The organism is Streptomyces sp. 7-21, from assembly GCF_016741785.1.
Lineage (GTDB): Bacteria > Actinomycetota > Actinomycetes > Streptomycetales > Streptomycetaceae > Streptomyces.
Genome location: NZ_JAERRL010000015.1, coordinates 18,829 through 34,385, shown reverse-complemented (window position 1 = coordinate 34,385; position 15,557 = coordinate 18,829). Strand labels below are relative to the sequence as shown.

General features: G+C 73.4%; 15 protein-coding genes and 1 pseudogene. 10 read left to right on the top strand and 6 right to left on the bottom strand.

Annotated elements, in window-relative coordinates; genetic code table 11:
- The first annotated feature begins 3 nt into the window (after window positions 1-3).
- From JK356_RS18150 to JK356_RS18135, 4 genes are all read left to right on the top strand, one after another.
- The gene (locus tag JK356_RS18150) at window positions 4-474 is read left to right on the top strand and encodes a DUF6247 family protein (RefSeq protein WP_201869553.1); all 471 of its coding nucleotides are present in this window, start codon (window positions 4-6) and stop codon (window positions 472-474) included.
- Window positions 475-515: 41 nt separating this feature from the next.
- Window positions 516-875 carry a hypothetical protein gene (locus JK356_RS18145; protein WP_201869551.1) on the top strand — a complete coding sequence of 120 codons (360 nt, stop codon included), beginning with the start codon at window positions 516-518 and terminating at the stop codon, window positions 873-875.
- A 35-nt stretch (window positions 876-910) separates the two neighbouring features.
- On the top strand, window positions 911-1,399 hold the full coding sequence (locus JK356_RS18140; RefSeq protein ID WP_201869549.1) for a YbjN domain-containing protein: 489 nt from the start codon (window positions 911-913) through the stop codon (window positions 1,397-1,399).
- A gap of 96 nt (window positions 1,400-1,495) precedes the next feature.
- Entirely contained in the window at window positions 1,496-3,112 is a 1,617-nt protein-coding gene (locus JK356_RS18135; RefSeq protein WP_201869547.1) for a threonine/serine exporter ThrE family protein, read from the top strand.
- 15 nt (window positions 3,113-3,127) lie between these two features.
- Here the strand turns inward: JK356_RS18135 and soxR are convergent, their stop codons facing one another.
- Complete coding sequence (gene soxR, locus JK356_RS18130) at window positions 3,128-3,646, bottom strand: redox-sensitive transcriptional activator SoxR (RefSeq protein ID WP_201869545.1); 519 nt, start codon at window positions 3,644-3,646, stop codon at window positions 3,128-3,130.
- 97 nt (window positions 3,647-3,743) lie between these two features.
- On the opposite strand from soxR, the gene JK356_RS18125 reads away from it, so the two are divergent.
- Together JK356_RS18125 and JK356_RS18120 are read left to right on the top strand one after the other, a co-directional pair.
- Window positions 3,744-4,607: a metallophosphoesterase gene (locus tag JK356_RS18125; RefSeq protein WP_201869543.1), complete on the top strand. Its 864-nt coding sequence runs from the start codon at window positions 3,744-3,746 to the stop codon at window positions 4,605-4,607.
- On the top strand, window positions 4,604-5,368 hold the full coding sequence (locus JK356_RS18120) for a 4'-phosphopantetheinyl transferase superfamily protein (protein WP_201869541.1): 765 nt from the start codon (window positions 4,604-4,606) through the stop codon (window positions 5,366-5,368). The genes JK356_RS18125 and JK356_RS18120 overlap by 4 nt, the downstream gene beginning before the upstream one ends.
- Here the strand turns inward: JK356_RS18120 and JK356_RS18115 are convergent.
- Window positions 5,352-7,196 (bottom strand): bifunctional UDP-sugar hydrolase/5'-nucleotidase, encoded by a 1,845-nt coding sequence (locus JK356_RS18115; RefSeq protein ID WP_201869528.1) that lies wholly within the window; start codon window positions 7,194-7,196, stop codon window positions 5,352-5,354. The two genes, JK356_RS18120 and JK356_RS18115, sit on opposite strands and share 17 nt — an antisense overlap.
- Before the next feature lie 90 nt (window positions 7,197-7,286).
- Between JK356_RS18115 and mshD the strand changes: the two genes are divergently transcribed.
- From mshD to JK356_RS18100, 4 genes and pseudogenes are all read left to right on the top strand, one after another.
- Window positions 7,287-8,207 (top strand): mycothiol synthase, encoded by a 921-nt coding sequence (gene mshD / locus JK356_RS18110; RefSeq protein WP_201869526.1) that lies wholly within the window; start codon window positions 7,287-7,289, stop codon window positions 8,205-8,207.
- A 19-nt stretch (window positions 8,208-8,226) separates the two neighbouring features.
- A pseudogene (locus JK356_RS22040) lies at window positions 8,227-8,361 on the top strand (helix-turn-helix domain-containing protein); the annotation flags it as partial.
- Window positions 8,362-8,415: 54 nt separating this feature from the next.
- Window positions 8,416-10,620, top strand: a complete 2,205-nt coding sequence (locus tag JK356_RS18105) for an RNA degradosome polyphosphate kinase (RefSeq protein ID WP_374100678.1) — start codon at window positions 8,416-8,418, stop codon at window positions 10,618-10,620.
- The gene (locus tag JK356_RS18100; protein WP_201869522.1) at window positions 10,601-11,032 is read left to right on the top strand and encodes an NUDIX hydrolase; all 432 of its coding nucleotides are present in this window, start codon (window positions 10,601-10,603) and stop codon (window positions 11,030-11,032) included. Before JK356_RS18105 ends, JK356_RS18100 begins: the two co-directional genes overlap by 20 nt.
- A gap of 328 nt (window positions 11,033-11,360) precedes the next feature.
- Here JK356_RS18100 and JK356_RS18095 read toward each other — a convergent pair whose 3' ends face one another.
- From JK356_RS18095 to JK356_RS18080, 4 genes are read right to left on the bottom strand one after another with little or no spacing between them, the layout of a single operon-like run.
- Window positions 11,361-12,779, bottom strand: coding sequence for a cell wall metabolism sensor histidine kinase WalK (locus JK356_RS18095; protein WP_201869519.1), 1,419 nt, complete (start codon window positions 12,777-12,779; stop codon window positions 11,361-11,363).
- Window positions 12,779-13,516: a response regulator transcription factor gene (locus JK356_RS18090; protein ID WP_201869518.1), complete on the bottom strand. Its 738-nt coding sequence runs from the start codon at window positions 13,514-13,516 to the stop codon at window positions 12,779-12,781. The genes JK356_RS18095 and JK356_RS18090 overlap by 1 nt, the downstream gene beginning before the upstream one ends.
- A 28-nt stretch (window positions 13,517-13,544) precedes the next feature.
- A complete protein-coding gene (locus JK356_RS18085; protein WP_201869515.1) occupies window positions 13,545-14,453 on the bottom strand; it encodes a S1C family serine protease in 909 nt (302 codons plus the stop codon).
- A 56-nt stretch (window positions 14,454-14,509) separates the two neighbouring features.
- Window positions 14,510-15,547, bottom strand: a complete 1,038-nt coding sequence (locus JK356_RS18080) for a LacI family DNA-binding transcriptional regulator (protein WP_201869513.1) — start codon at window positions 15,545-15,547, stop codon at window positions 14,510-14,512.
- Between the last annotated feature and the right edge of the window lie 10 nt (window positions 15,548-15,557).

The window sequence follows — 15,557 nt, the reverse complement described above, 5'->3', positions numbered from 1 at the left end:
CAGATGAGCATCAGCGGCACGGAAACGGTGACCTTCTCCGACCTCTCCCGCAGTCCCCGGCTGGTCGCCGAGCGGGCCGCCCGCCTCGGCAGGGTCCGGGTCACGCACCGCGACTCGGACGACTTCTATCTCACCGCCGCCGAGCGCGAAGAGCAGCGCGAGGCGAATCTCAGCACGTCGGCCGCTGTCTTCCTCGCGCTGCTGCGGCAGGACGACGGCCTGACGAGCATGCTGCGCGCGATGCGCGAGGTCTTCCCGTGGATCCGGCACCTGCCGGACAGCGACGTCAGGGCGTTCACCACCGAGCTGGCCGAGGCGCTCTCCGATGCCTCCGAGCTGAACTGGGACGGCCACGCCCAGGAGGTCATCGCGTCCTGGCGGGCGACCGCCCGCATCAAGGCGGACCCCATGCAGTACCGTGAGGCACTCGAGCCCACGGAGGGTGACTTCGGGCGGGTAACGCTCGACTGTTAGGCACGGTTGGCACTGCAAGACCGACGGGTGGAGAACGACGGGTGACGCCGAAGCGAGGTGACCGGGTCACGGTCCCCCCGCCCGACGACGAATGGGACGTGCTGTTCGGCACAAGCGAGGCCGTCAAGGGCTGGCAGGAGCTGTGCCGCCTGGCCCTGGCGAACACCCGCCGCTGTCTGCGGGCCCTGCGCACGGACCCGTGTTCCCGGGCGCACCCGCTGCGCCAGCACCGGCTGCGCGGGGACCTGGCGGTGCACCGGCACAACGGGCAGCTGCTGGAGCAGTGGGAGTACGAGGTGACCAGCGGCGGCCGGGTGCGCTACCTGGTCGATCACGACCGGCGCCGGGTGTGGGTGGTCTACGCCTCGCCCCGGCACCCCAAGGACACCGACTTCTCGTAGCACGGCCACGCGGCCGCGGCCGTAGCATCGGGCCCATGGCTGATCCCCGTCAGGTCATCGAACAAGCACTCGCGGAGTCCGGCGCCGCATGGGAGAGCCCCGGCCCGGGGCACTACGTGGTCACGCTGCCCGGCACGCGCAAACTGTCGACGACCTGCTCCCTCATCGTCGGTACGCACGCGCTGTCGGTGAACGCCTTCGTCATCCGCCGCCCCGACGAGAACCACGAGGCCGTGCACCGCTGGCTGCTGGAGCGGAACACCCGGCTGTTCGGGGTGGCATTCGCCCTGGACCGGCTGGGCGACGTGTACCTGGTCGGGAAGCTGCCGCTGGCCGCCGTCACGCCCGAGGAGATCGACCGGGTGCTCGGCACCGTGCTGGAGCAGGCCGACGGCTCATTCAACACCCTGCTGGAGATGGGCTTCGCGAGCGCCATCCGCAAGGAGCACGCCTGGCGCACCTCGCGCGGCGAGTCCACCCGCAACCTGGACGCCTTCTCGCATCTCTTCGCAGAAGGGGAGTAGCGGCCCGCGCCCGCTGCCCGGTTCCCTGCCCCGTTGAGCGCTTCCGGTGCGATCATCCTATGCTTCGCGGTTGGGACCGTTTTCAGGGAGCGACCAGTGGCAGGGGAGAACGAGGAGCAGGACGTCCAGACGACCACCTCGGGCTTCGCCGTACCCGAGGGCCTCGAACCGCCGTCCAGTGCGGAGGACGAACCGACCTCCGAGTTCGCGGTGCCCGAGGGCCTGACGCTCCCTCCGTCGGCTCCGCCGCGCAGCGAGTTCACTCCCGCGGGGGGCGTGCCGAAGTTCGCGCGGGGCATGCCGTGGCAGGACCGGATGCGCACGCTCGTCCGGCTGCCCCTCGCCGAGCGTCCCGCGCCGGAGTACGTGGCGCGCGGAGACGGCGACGGCGAGGACGGCGAGGCGGCCCCGCCCGTGCCGCGCGTGCTCGACCTGACGCTGCGCATCGGCGAACTGCTCCTGGCGGGCGGCGAGGGCGCCGAGGACGTGGAGGCCGCCATGTACGGCGTCACCCACGCCTACGGGCTCGACCGCTGCGAGGTCACGGTCACCTTCACCCTGATCTCGGTGACGCACCAGCCGTCCCTGGTCGACCCGCCGGTCTCGCTCAGCCGCACGGTGCGGCGGCGCGGCACCGACTACACGCGGCTGGCGGCCGTCTTCGAGCTCGTCGCCGACATCACCGAGCACGCCATCACGCTGGAGGAGGCGTACGGGCGGCTGGCGAGCATGCGGCGCAACCGCCACCCCTACACCAAGTGGCAGCTCACCTGCGCCAGCGGGCTGCTGGCGGGGGCGGCCAGCACGCTCGTGGGCGGCGACTGGCAGGTGTTCCTGCTGGCCGCGCTGGGCGCCATGATCGGCGACCGGCTGGCCTGGGTGGCGTCCGGGCGCGGGCTGCCGGAGTTCTACCAGTTCGTGGCGGCGGCGATGGCCCCGGCGGTCATCGGCTCGCTGTGGGCCGCCGGGCATACCAGCGGGGGCGGCAAGGCGGAGGCCGCCGCGATGATCACCGGTGGCCTGTTCGCCCTGATCCCGGGGCGGGCGCTGGTCGCGGGGGTGCAGGACGGGCTCACCGGGTACTACCTGACGGCCTCTGCCCGCCTGCTGGAAGTGGTGTACCTGATCGTCGGCATCGTCTGCGGCGTGCTGGCGGTGCTGTACGTGGCGGAGACGTCGGGCGTCTCGCTCGATCCCGAGGCGACGGTGCGCGAGGTGCGGCCGGCCGTGCAGCTCGCCGCGGCGCTGCTGCTGTCGCTGGCGTTCTGCGTGCTGCTCCAGCAGGACCGGGGCACGGTCCTGCCCGCCACCCTCAACGGCGGCGTGGCCTGGCTGGTCTACGGCTCGATGCACGATGTGGCCCACCTCTCGCCGTTCGCGGCGACGGCGGTGGCGGCGGGCATGGTGGGGCTGTTCGGCCAGCTGCTGTCGCGGTACCGGTTCGCGTCATCGCTGCCGTACGTCACCGCCGCCATCGGGCCGCTGCTGCCGGGCAGCGCGTTCTACCTGGGGCTGCTGGGCTTCGCGCTGGGCGACGTGGACCAGGGCATGGAGTACCTGCTGCGGGCCGTGACGCTGGCGCTCGCCATCGCCGTCGGGGTGAACCTCGGAGGTGAGATCGCCCGGCTGTTCATCCGGACGCCGGGGCTGACGACGCCGCTTGAGTTCCCGGCGTTCCGGCGGCGCGGCGCCAAGCGCACCCGCGGCTTCTGACCGCGCCGCCGGGCTTCAGGCCGGCTGCCGCTGGGCGGGGGCGGCGCAGTCCCCGGCCGGAGACCGCCGCCCCCCGGCGGGCTCCGGGGCCGGGTCCTCCAGGAGGCGGCGGGGGCCGCAGCCGTGGTCGCCGCAGACGTCGTACGGGTTCGCCAGCATGCAGCTGTCCAGCGACAGGCACCCGCACCCGATGCACTCCGTCAGGTTGTCCCGCAGCCGCTCCAGCTGCCGTATCCGGGCGTTCAGCTCGGCCCGCCAGCCCTCGGAGACGACGGCCCAGTCGTTCCGCGTCGGCGTCCGGCCCTCCGGCAGCTTGTTCAGCGCCTCGCGGATGGCCGCCAGCGGCATGCCCACGTTCTGGGACACCCGGATGAACGCCACCCGCCGCAGCATGTCGCGGCGGTACCGCCGCTGGTTGCCCGGCGTGCGGCGGCTGGAGATGAGCCCCTGCTCCTCGTAGAACCGCAGCGCCGAGGGAGCGACGCCACTGCGCCGCGCGAGCTGCCCGATGGTGAGTTCCTTGGCGATCCGCATACGCGCAGTGTACGCAGCCAAGCTCAACCTAGCTTGAGGTTATTTCGCGTCCCGACCTCAGGTAGCGTGAAGAAACCGTGCGACGACGGGAGTTGCGGTGGGGAAGCTCGTAGCGATCAGCGATCTGCACGTCCGGTACGACGAGAACCGGCAGATCGTCAGCGAACTCGTGCCCGAATCCAGCGACGACTGGCTGATCGTCGCCGGGGACGTCGGCGAGCTCTCGGCCGACATCGAGTGGGCACTCAGCCTCCTCGCCCGCCGCTTCGCCAAGGTCATCTGGGTGCCGGGCAACCACGAGCTGTGGACCGTCCCCGAGGATCCCGTCACGCTGCGCGGCGAGGACCGCTACCGGCACCTGGTGGAGATGTGCCGGGGCCTGGGGGTCGTCACCCCCGAGGACCCCTACCCGCGCTGGGAGGGCGACGGCGGCCCGGCCGTGATCGTGCCGCTGTTCCTGCTGTACGACTACAGCTTCCGCCCCTCCGGCACCCACACCACGCACGAGGCGCTGGCCGTCGCCGAGAAGGCGGGCGTGGTCTGCACCGACGAGTTCCTGCTCCACCCCGACCCGTACCCCACCCGGCAGGCCTGGTGCCGCGCCCGGCTGGAGGCCACCGAGGCCCGGCTGCGGTCCGAGCTGCCCGAGGGCGTGCCGACCGTCCTCATCAGCCACTGGCCGCTGGTGCGCGAGCCCACCCGCGTGCTGCGGTACCCCGAGTTCGCGCTGTGGTGCGGCACCCAGGAGACCGCCGACTGGCCCGAGCGGTACGGCGCCTCTTGCGTCGTCTACGGCCACCTGCACATCCCGCGCCTGCTGTGGCACCACGGCATCCCGCACCAGGAGGTCTCCCTGGGCTACCCGCGCGAGTGGCAGCCGCGCCCGGCCGTACCGGGGCGGCCGGTGCAGATCCTCCCGCCCGCCGTCCCGGCCCCGCTGTCGCCGGGAGGCTTCCGGTGAGCGGCGGCGAAGGGCTCCTCGCCGGGCTGCTGCCCGGACTTGTCGCGGCACGGGAGGCGTTCGGGGACGAGGCGGCCGAGCCGTTCCTCTTCCCCGAGGAGGAGCGGCACGTGGCCAAGGCCGTCGAGAAGCGGCGGCGCGAGTTCACCACGGTCCGGGCGCTGGCGCGCGACGCCCTGGCGCGGCTCGGCGGCCCGCGCGTGCCGCTGCTGCCGGGCGAGCGCGGCGCCCCGTCCTGGCCCGACGGCTTCACCGGCAGCATGACGCACTGCCTCGGCTACCGGGGCGCGGCCGTGGCGCGCACGGACGCCCTGGCCTCGGTCGGCATCGACGCCGAGCCGGACGAGCCGCTGCCCAACGAGGGACTGCTGGAGGTCATCTCGCTACCAGAGGAACGGCCCGCCCTGAAGGAGCTGGCCGCGCGCTGGCCGGGCGTCAGCTGGGAGCGGCTGCTGTTCAGCGCCAAGGAAAGCGTGTACAAGGCGTGGTTCCCGCTCACCCGGGCCTGGCTGGACTTCGAGGAGGCCGCTGTCACGCTGCGGCCCGACGACGACGCCGACGACGACGGCGGCAGCGGCGCGCGGACCGGGAACGGCCGCGGGCCGGAGACCGGCAGCTTCACGGCGAGGCTGCTGGTCCCCGGCCCGGTCGTGGACGGCGTCCGGCTGTCCGGCTTCACCGGCCGCTGGGTGGCGCGGCGCGGCCTGCTCGTGACGGCCATCGCCGTGGCGCGGGCCGCTCCGGCTACGACACGACCGTGATGCGGTCGGCGGCCGGAGCCGGCATCGGGGACTGCGCCGAGGAGTTCTCGGCGAGGTAGGTCTCCAGCGCGGCCAGGTCGTCGCCGCCGACGACCGGGTTGGCGCCCTCGGCGAGGGTGGCGAAGCCGTCGCCGCCGCCCGCGAGGAAGGAGTTGACGGCCACCCGGTAGACGGCCGACGGGTCCAGCGGCTCGCCGCCGATGCGCACCGAGTCGGCCACGATCCGCTCGGCGCCGGTGCGTGTCAGGTCGAGGGTGTAGGTCAGCCCCTCGGACGGCTGGAGGATCTTCGGCGCTTCCTCGTTCGCCCCGGACACCTGCTCCTGCAGGACCGCCAGCAGCTGCTCGCCGGTGAGGTCCAGCAGGTTCACGGTGTTGGCGAACGGCTGCACCGTGAACGCCTCCCCGTAGGTGACCACGCCGTCGCCCTCGCCGCCGGAGTCGGCATAGGTCAGGTCGGCGCGGATGCCGCCGGGGTTCATCAGCGCGAGGTCCGTCTCCGGGTCGAGGGTGCGGGCGTGGGCGAGCTGGGCGTCGGCGATCAGGTCACCGAGCGGTGTCTCGGCCGTGTCGGCGCCCCGGCCCGCGATGTCCTCGGCGATCCAGCCGATGGGGCGGCTGGCGATCGGGGCGGCCAGCTCGCTCCAGTAGGCGATCAGCTCGGTCATGTCGGCCGCCGGCTCGCGCTCCCGGTCCACGACGCGGTTGCTGCCCGCGACCGAGGCCCTCACGATGTCGCGGGTGCCGCGGTCGTACTCCATCGTCAGCTCGGTGAACAGCAGGCCGTTGGTGGCGGCCGAGGTCACCAGCCGGTCGTTGCCCTCCGGATCGGGGAGGGTGCACACGTACGCCTCGTGGGTGTGACCGGTGATGAGGACGTCCACGCCCGCGTCGGTGCGCTCCGCGATGTCGGTGATGGGGCCGGAGATGCCGGAGCCGGGGCCCTCGGCGTCGCAGTCGCTGTTGTACGCCTCGGAGGCGGGGTAGCCGCCCTCGTGGATCAGGGCGATGACCGCGTTGACGCCCTGGTCGCGCAGCTCGGCCGTGTAGCGGTTGAGGGTCTCGGCCTCGTCGAGGAACTCCAGGCCCTCGATGCCCTCCTGCGTGACGATGTCGGCCGTGCCCTGAAGGGTGACGCCGATGAAGCCGACCCGGACACCCCGGAGGTTCTCGATGGTGTACGGGGCGAGCACGGGCTCGCCGGTGTCCTCGTCCACGACGTTCGCGGCGAGCAGCGGGAAGCCGGCGCCCTCGAACTCGCGGCCGTCCGCGTAGCAGCCGTCCACGGGGTGGCAGCCGCCCTCCTGGAGGCGGACCAGCTCCTCCCAGCCCTCGTCGAACTCGTGGTTGCCGACGCCGGCCACGTCCATGCCCAGCTCGTTGAACGCCTCGATGGTCGGCTCGTCGTGGAACAGCCCGGACAGCAGCGGGCTGGCGCCGACCGAGTCGCCGGCCGCGACGGTCACCGAGCGCTGCTGGCCCTCGCGGGCCTCGCGCAGGGCGCTCGCCAGGTAGGCGACGCCGCCGGCGTCGATCTGCTCGGTGGTGCCGTCCTCGTGCTCGTGCGTCACCTGGCCCGAGGAGCCGGTGGGGGGTTCCAGCGCGCCGTGGAAGTCGTTGATGGCCAGGACCTGGAGGTCCACGGTCCGGCCGTGTCCCCCACCGTGTCCCCCACCGTGACCCTCACTGTGTCCCCCGCCCCGGGGGTCGCCCGCGGCCTGTCCCGCCGGGAGCGTGGCCACCAGGGCCGCCGCGACGGCCGCCGCTGCCGTTCTTTTCCTTCCTCGTGTCCGTCCTCGTGTCCGTCGTCGCGCCTGCGTTGCGTGCATGGCGGGCACCCTAGGCGCCACGCGCGTAGCGCGGCAGGGGTCTGGCATGACAAGAAGATGAAGATGCGCGACGGCGGTTACCCTCCCCTCATGAGCGCAGCCAACAGCGACGTCGAGGTCACCGACGAGGTCGACGCGGGAGACGTGGACGCCGTCCTCGCCCTGATCGGTGAAGCCGCCCGTGCCGACGGCCAGAGCGCCGTCTCCGAGCAGGGGCGGCTGCTGCTCACCGGGGGCGCGCGCCCCGGCGTGCGGCACCTGCTGCTGCGCGTCGACGGCGCGCTGGCCGGATACGCGCAGCTGGACGGCACGGACCCGGTCGAGGCGCCGTCCGCTGAACTGGTCGTCCACCCCGAGCACCGCGGCAGGCGGTACGGCCGCGTGCTGGGCGAGCGGCTGCTGGCCGAGTCGGGGCACCGGCTGCGCGTGTGGGCGCACGGCGGGCACCCGGCGGCGCGCCACCTGGCGCAGGCGCTGGGCCTGACGCTCTTCCGTGAACTGCGGCAGCTGCGGCGCCCGCTGGGCGGCCTCGCCCTCGACGAGCCGGAGCCGCCGCAGGGCGTGCGGGTGCGGACGTTCCGGCCGGGCGCGGACGACGCCGCCTGGCTGGCGGTCAACGCCGCCGCGTTCGCGCACCATCCGGAGCAGGGCTCGCTCACTCAGGTGGACCTCGACGCCCGGAAGGCGCAGGACTGGTTCGACCCCGACGGCTTCTTCCTGGCCGTCACCGGCGAGGGCGCCGACGAGCGGCTGCTCGGGTTCCACTGGACGAAGGTGCACGCGCAGGAGCGGCTCGGCGAGGTCTACGTGCTCGGGGTGGCGCCCGAGGCGCAGGGCATGGGGCTGGGGCGGGTGCTGACCTCCGTCGGCCTGCGCTACCTGGCGGACGTGCGGGGCCTGCCGACCGCGATGCTGTACGTGGACGCCGACAACACCGCCGCCGTGCGGCTCTACGAGAAGCTCGGCTTCCGCACGCACGAGACCGATCTCATGTACCGCACGGAGACCTGACGCCCATACCCTCGGTCGTATGGAGCGGCCGAGGCGTCCGTGGAGCGATGACGACCGCGCGCGGCTGGCCCGCGCCGTCGTGGTGGACGGATGGTCGCTGCGGCGGGCGGCCGCGCACTTCGGCGTTGCCCGCAGCACCGCCAAACGCTGGGCTGACCGCTACCGTTCGGACATGCCGCGTTTGCCCGGGACGGGGAAGAATGGGGATATGCCCCAGGAAGCGGAACGGAGCGCACGCACGCCGCGCACCACCATGACGCCGGAGCCGCCGGCGCCCCCGGCGGACGCGGCCGGGCGCCGCCAGCCCGCGGCCGCGCCCGGAGCCGCCGGCGCGGCGGCGCCGCTGCCGGCCGACCGCTTCCTGGACCGGGAGGGCAGCTGGCTGGACTTCAACGAGCGGGTGCTGGAGCTGGCCGAGGACCCGGACACCCCGCTGCTGGAGCGCGCCAACTTCCTCAGCATCTTCGCCAGCAACCTGGACGAGTTCTTCATGGTGCGGGTGGCAGGCCTCAAGCGCCGCATCGCGACCGGCGTCGCCACGCGCTCGGTGACCGGGCAGCCGCCGCGCGCCGTGCTGGAGACGATCTGGCACCGTTCGCGCGAGCTGATGGCGCGGCACGCCGCCTGCTTCCACAAGTCGGTCGCGCCCCAGCTGGCCGGGGAGGGTATCCACCTGCTGCGGTGGCCCGACCTCACCGAGGACGAGCAGACGCGGCTGTTCTCGCTGTTCCGCCAGCGCATCTTCCCCATCCTCACGCCGCTGGCCGTGGACCCGGCGCACCCGTTCCCCTACATCTCCGGCCTGTCGCTGAACCTCGCGGTCGAGGTGCGCAACCCCGCCAGCGGCAACACGCACTTCGCGCGCGTGAAGGTGCCGCCGCTGCTGTCCCGCTTCCTCGAGGCGTCCCCGCAGCGGTACGTGCCGGTAGAGGACGTGATAGCGGCACACCTGGAGGAGCTGTTCCCGGGCATGGAGGTGCTCGCGCACCACATCTTCCGCGTCACCCGGAACGAGGACCTCGAGGTGGAGGAGGACGACGCGGAGAACCTCCTCCAGGCTCTGGAGAAGGAGCTGCTGCGCCGCCGCTTCGGCCCGCCGGTGCGCCTGGAGGTCGAGGAGTCCATCGACCCGGAAATCCTGGACCTGCTGGTGCGGGAGCTGAAGATCAGCCACGACGAGGTCATCTCCCTGCCCGGCCCGCTGGACCTGACGGGCCTGTGCGGCATCGCCGCGCTGGACAGGCCGGAGCTGAAGTACCCGAAGTTCGTCGCGGGCACCCACCGCGACCTCGCGGAGGTGGAGACGGCCTCGGCGCCGGACGTCTTCGCGGTGCTGCGCCAGCGGGATGTGCTGCTGCACCACCCCTACGACTCGTTCTCGACGTCGGTCCAGGCGTTCCTGGAGCAGGCGGCCGCCGATCCCGACGTGCTGGCGATCAAGCAGACCCTGTACCGCACCTCGGGCGACTCCCCCATCGTCGACGCCCTCATCGACGCGGCGGAGTCCGGCAAGCAGGTACTGGTGCTCGTCGAGATCAAGGCGCGGTTCGACGAGCACGCCAACATCAAGTGGGCCCGCAAGCTGGAGGAGGCGGGCTGCCACGTCGTGTACGGGCTGATAGGCCTCAAGACGCACTGCAAGCTGTCGCTCGTCGTGCGCCAGGAGGGCGAGACGCTGCGCCGCTACGCGCACGTGGGCACCGGCAACTACCACCCGAAGACGGCCCGGCGGTACGAGGACCTCGGGCTGCTGACGGCCGACCCGGACGTCGGCGCCGACCTCTCCGACCTGTTCAACCGGCTCTCCGGGTACTCGCGGCGCGACAGCTACCGCCGCCTGCTGGTGGCGCCGCGCACGCTGCGCGAGGGCCTGATTGCCCGGATCCGCCGCGAGGCAGAGCACCACCGCGCCGGGCGGCCGGCCGCCATCCGCATCAAGCTCAACGCGCTGGTCGACGAGGCTGTGATCGACGCCCTGTACCGGGCCTCGCAGGCGGGCGTGCCGGTCGACATCTGGGTGCGCGGCATCTGCGCGCTGCGGCCGGGCGTGCCGGGGCTGTCGGAGACGATCCGGGTGCGCAGCGTGCTCGGGCGCTTCCTGGAGCACTCCCGGGTGTACGCCTTCGCCAACGGCGGCGACAGCGAGGTGTGGCTGGGCAGCGCCGACCTTATGCACCGCAACCTGGACCGCCGCATCGAGGTCCTGGTGCGCGTCACCGATCCCGGCCACCGCGCCTCCCTGACCCGCCTGCTGGCCACCGGCACGTCCGACCGGACCGCCTCCTGGCACCTGGGGCCCGACGGCCGGTGGACGCGCCACGCCGTGGACGCCGAGGGGCGCCCGCTGCGCAACGTGCAGGAGCTGCTGATCGACGAGGCCCGGAGGAAGCGGCGTGCCGCCCAGGGAGGCTGACGGGCCCGGCGGCGGACTGGTGCGGGCCGCCGGATGCGTGCTGTGGCGCCGTGCCCCCGGCGCGCCGGGCGGCGTCGAGATCGCGCTGGTGCACCGGCCGAAGTACGACGACTGGTCGCACCCGAAGGGCAAGTTGGAGGCCGGCGAGACGCCCGAGGCCGCCGCGCTGCGGGAGGTCGCGGAGGAGACGGGCATGACCTGCCGCCTCGTGACTCCCCTGACCACCGCCCGCTACCTGGTGCGGGGGCGGCCCAAGGAGGTCTCTTACTGGTCGGCCCAGGCCACCGGCGGTGCCTTCCGCCCCAGCGACGAGATCGACGCCCTCGTCTGGCTCCCCCCGCCCGCCGCCCGCGCCCGCCTGACCCACCCCGCCGACCGCGCCCTCCTCGACGAGGCCCTCAGTACCGTCTGATCAGGACGGGCCACCAGTCCGCGCGGGCAGGTCGTGCTGACGCCCCACGACGCGGGCCCGCTCGGCCACCAGCGGCGGCGAGGACGTGGGGCGCGACCAGGTGTTTTCGTGGAGAAGAACGAGTACGGCGAGACGGCGCTCTTCCCGCTGTCCGGCTTCCGGCCCCGCCAGGAGGAGAACCGGGAACGACGCTGTCTGGGCGGCAGCTGCGGCGTCGCCGTGCCGTTTCCGAGCGACGAACGCTTCGAGGCTGCCGTCGCCGCCAGGGCGGAACAGGGTGGCGCGGCAGCAGAAGAGAGGGTGACGGCCCGCCTCCGGCCGCGGGCGGTCACGCCGGGGCCCCCGGCGGCGGGGTGGGAGCGCCCGGAAGGGTGACCACGGCCTCCGTGCCGCCGCCCGGGGCCGGGCGGAGGACGACGTCGCCGCCGGAGGAGCGGACGGTGCGGGCGACGATGGACAGGCCGAGCCCCGAGCCGGGCAGCGAACGGGCGCCGGGCGAGCGCCAGAAGCGTTCGAAGACGTGCGGCAGCTCCTCGGCGGGGATGCCCGGCCCGTGGTCCCGCACCCGCAGCACGCCGCCGCGCAGCTCGACCGTCACGCCCTCGGGGGCGCCGCCGCCGAACTTCACGGCGTTGTCCAGCAGGTTCACCACGGCCCGCTCCAGCGCGGGCGCCTCACCGCGCACGTACCAGGGCTGGATGTCATCCCGCACCGGCGTGTCCCCGGCGCGCAGCCGGGCGCGGGCGACGGCACGGCGCGTCACGTCATGCAGCGCGACGACCTCAAGCCGCCTGCCGGGCCCCGGCTCCGGCCGGGACAGCTCCTGGAGGTCGCCGATGAGGGCGGCCAGCTCCTTCATCTGCGCGGTGACGGACTCCAGCAGGCGGCGCCGGTCGTCCTCCGGGAGCCGCCGCCCGGTGGCCTCGCTGCGCGCGAGGAGTTCGATGTTGGTCCGCAGCGAGGTAAGCGGGGTGCGCAGCTCGTGGCCCGCATCGGCGATGAGCTGCTGCTGGAGCTCCCGGGAGGAAGCCAGCGCGGCGGTCATGGAGTTGAAGGCACGCGTCAGGCGGGCGATCTCGTCCTCGTCGTCGCCGTGCACGGGGATGCGGACGCTGAGGTCCTCGGTGCGGGCGATGTGCTCGGCCGCCTCGGTCAGCCGGTCCACCGGCCGCAGCCCGGCCCGCGCCAGCGCCACGCCGACGCCCGCCGAGCCGACCACCCCTGCCGCGGCGACCAGGGTGAGCACCAGGGCGAGCGACCTGAGCGGGTCCGTTACCTCGTCCAGGGGGCGCGCGATGGACACGGCGGCGTTGGTGGTGCCGCTCAGCGGCCGCGTCAGGACGCGGTAGGTCTCGCCGTCCGAACCGGTGGCGTTGTGCACGGCCTCGTGCCGGAGCCGGTTGGCGACCTGGATGTCCGAGTCGGAGGGCGTGACGCTGGCGGCGCCCAGGAAGATGCAGCTGTCGGCCTCCCAGACGACCTGGAGCGTGAAGCGGGACTGGAAGATCATGCCCTCGGCGGGCTCCCGGGGCTCCGGGCGGCAGTCGCCCTCCTGGAGTCCCGCGACGATCTGGCGGTGCTCGATCGGATCGAGGTCCTTGCGCAGCTGCTCGTCCAGGGATGCCGTCAGCTGCTGGCGGACCAGGATCCACGCCACGACGGCGCACACGGCCACCGCGAGCGCCACGGCCACGGCCGTCAGCAGCGCGAGCCGGGTCCGCAGCGGCAGCGCCGAGAACCTGCCCATCACCGGCCGTCGCGCAGCACATAGCCCACGCCTCGCACGGTGTGCACGAGCCGGGGCTCCCCCTGGGCCTCGGTTTTGCGGCGCAGATACATCACGTACACGTCCAGGGAGTTGGAGGCCGGCTCGTAGTCGAAGCCCCACACCGTCCGCAGGATCTGCTCGCGCGTCAGCACCTGGCGCGGGTGCTGCATGAACAGCTCCAGCAGCGTGAACTCCGTCCGGGTCAGTTCCAGCTCGCGGTCGCCGCGCCTCACCTCCCGGGTGAGCGGGTCCATCCGCAGGTCGGCGAAGACCAGCTGCCGCTCCTCCTCGCCGCTGCCGCCGCCCCCGGTGCCGGCGGCGGCGTGTTCGTAGGAGCTGCGCCGCAGCAGGGCGCGGATCCGGGCGAGGAGTTCGTCGAGTTCGAAGGGCTTGACGAGGTAGTCGTCGGCCCCGGCGTCGAGCCCCGTGACGCGGTCGCCGACGGTGTCACGGGCGGTCAGCATGAGGATGGGCACCCGGTTTCCGGCGGCGCGCAGGCGGCGGGCGGCGGTGAGCCCGTCCATGCGGGGCATCAGCACGTCCAGCACGACCACGTCCGGGGTGCCGCCGCTTTCCAGCTTCGCCATCGCGTCCACGCCGTCCACGGCCGTGTCGGTGGCGTAGCCCTCGAACGTGAGGCTCCGCTGGAGGGCCTCCCTCACGGCGGGCTCGTCGTCCACGATCAGCACACGGGGGGCATCGCTCGCGGCACTCATGGGCCAAGTCTCGCACCGGTGACGGGGGTCACACCTCGGTGCCGAGCTGGCCGAGGACGTCCTTGACCGTGTTGATGGGGATGGCGAAGCCGAGGCCGGTGCTGCCGCCGTCCCGGGTGGGGCTGTACATCGCCGAGTTGACGCCGATGACCTCGCCGTTCATGTTGATCAGCGGGCCGCCGGAGTTGCCGTGGTTGAGGGAGGCGTCGGTCTGCATCGCCTCGTACGTCGTCGTGGCCGGGCCGGGGTCGCCGTGGTACGTGCCGCCGTCGAAGACGAACGGCCACGCGCCGCCGTTTCCCTGGCGCTGCCCGTCCTCCCGGCTGACGGTCACCTCCCGGTCGAGCGCGGAGACGATGCCGCTGGTGACGGTGCCGGTCAGGCCCTCGGGCGAGCCGATGGCGACGACCTGGTCGCCGACGGCCACGGAGTCGGAGTCGCCGAGTGTGGCCGGGGTCAGGCCGCGGACGTCCTGGGCCTGGATGACCGCCAGGTCGCTGTCCGGGTCGGTTGCGGTGACGGCGGCGGTGGCCGTGCTGCCGTCGTGGAAGGTGACCTCGGCGGCTTCCGCCCCGGAGACGACGTGGTTGTTGGTGAGGATCTGGCCGGTCTCGCTGAGGATCACGCCGGCGCCGGTCGAGGAGCCCGTGGTGATCTCCACAACGCTGGGAGCGACGGCCGCGGCGACGTCGGCGACGCTGCTGCCGGCCTGGACCGAGACGTTGGTGCCGGGCACGGCGGCGGCGGAGCCGCCGTCGCCGCTGAGCGCCTCGGTGACCAGGGCCGAGGTGCCGCCGCCGACGGCCGCGGCGACGAGCGCGACCGCGGCCAGGACGGCGGCCGGGCCGCGGCGGCGGGCCCTGCCGGACGGCGGCTCGTGGGCGGGCCGCGGCGGCGCGTGCTCCGGGACCGGCGGGAAGGGTTCATAAGCGCTCATGCTTCCGAGCGTGCGCCCGGAAGATGAGAGAAGTCTGAGCCGCGCCTGAAGAGTCTCTACGAGTCGGCCGGACAGCCGCAGGACTGGCGGATCCGCAGCGTCACGGGGAACTGCCGGATGCGGTCCGGCGCCGGCCGCTCCCCCTCGCCGGAGGCCGGCTCGCCGATCGCCAGGTCCACGGCCGCGCGGGCCATCGCCTCGCGGTCCGAGCCGACCGTCGTCAGCGGCGGGTCCGTCAGCGCCGCCTCCTTCACGTCGTCGAACCCTGCCACGGCCAGCTCGCCCGGCACGTCGATGCGCAGCTCGCGGGCGGCCCGCAGCACGCCGATGGCCTGGTCGTCCGTCGCGCACACCAGGGCGGGCGGCCGGTCGGGGCCCGACAGCAGGTCCAGGGCGACGCGGTAGGCGTCGTAGCGGTTGTAGGCACACGGGAACAGGCGGTCCTCGGTGCTCAGGCCCGCCGCCTCCATGGCGCGCCGCCAGCCAGTGACGTGGTCCGTGACCGGGTCGCCCCACTTCGGGGTGGTCTCCAGGCCGCCGAGGCAGGCGACGTACGGGTGGCCGTGCCCGAGCAGGTGCTGGGTGACGCGCTGCGCGCCATCGACGTCGTCGAGGACGACGGCGACCTCGTCGACGGCCTCGGGGCGCCGGTGCAGCAGCACCACGCGGGCGTCCCAGGCGTCGATCTCGGCGGCGGCGCGCTCGCTCGGGCCGGAGCTGATCAGCACCAGGCCCGAGACCCGCATGCCGAGAAACGCTCTCAGATAGTGGACCTCACGCTCGTCCAGGTAGTCGGAGTTGCCGACCAGGACCATCTTCCCGCGCTCGGCCGCTGCCTGCTCTACCGCGTGCGCCATCTCGGCGAAGAACGGCTGCCGGGCATCGGGAACGATCAGTCCTATCAGGTCCGTCCGCTGGGAGGCCATCGCCTGCGCCACCCGGTCGGGCCGGTAGCCCAGTTCCCTGATCGCCGCCAGCACCCGCTCCCGGGTGCTGGCCGCCACCGGGCGCGGGCCGTTGTTGATGACATAACTGACGACCGCCGTCGAAGTCCCGGCCAGCCGTGCCACGTCGTCCCGCGTCACCTTGCCCACGCCCGGGAGT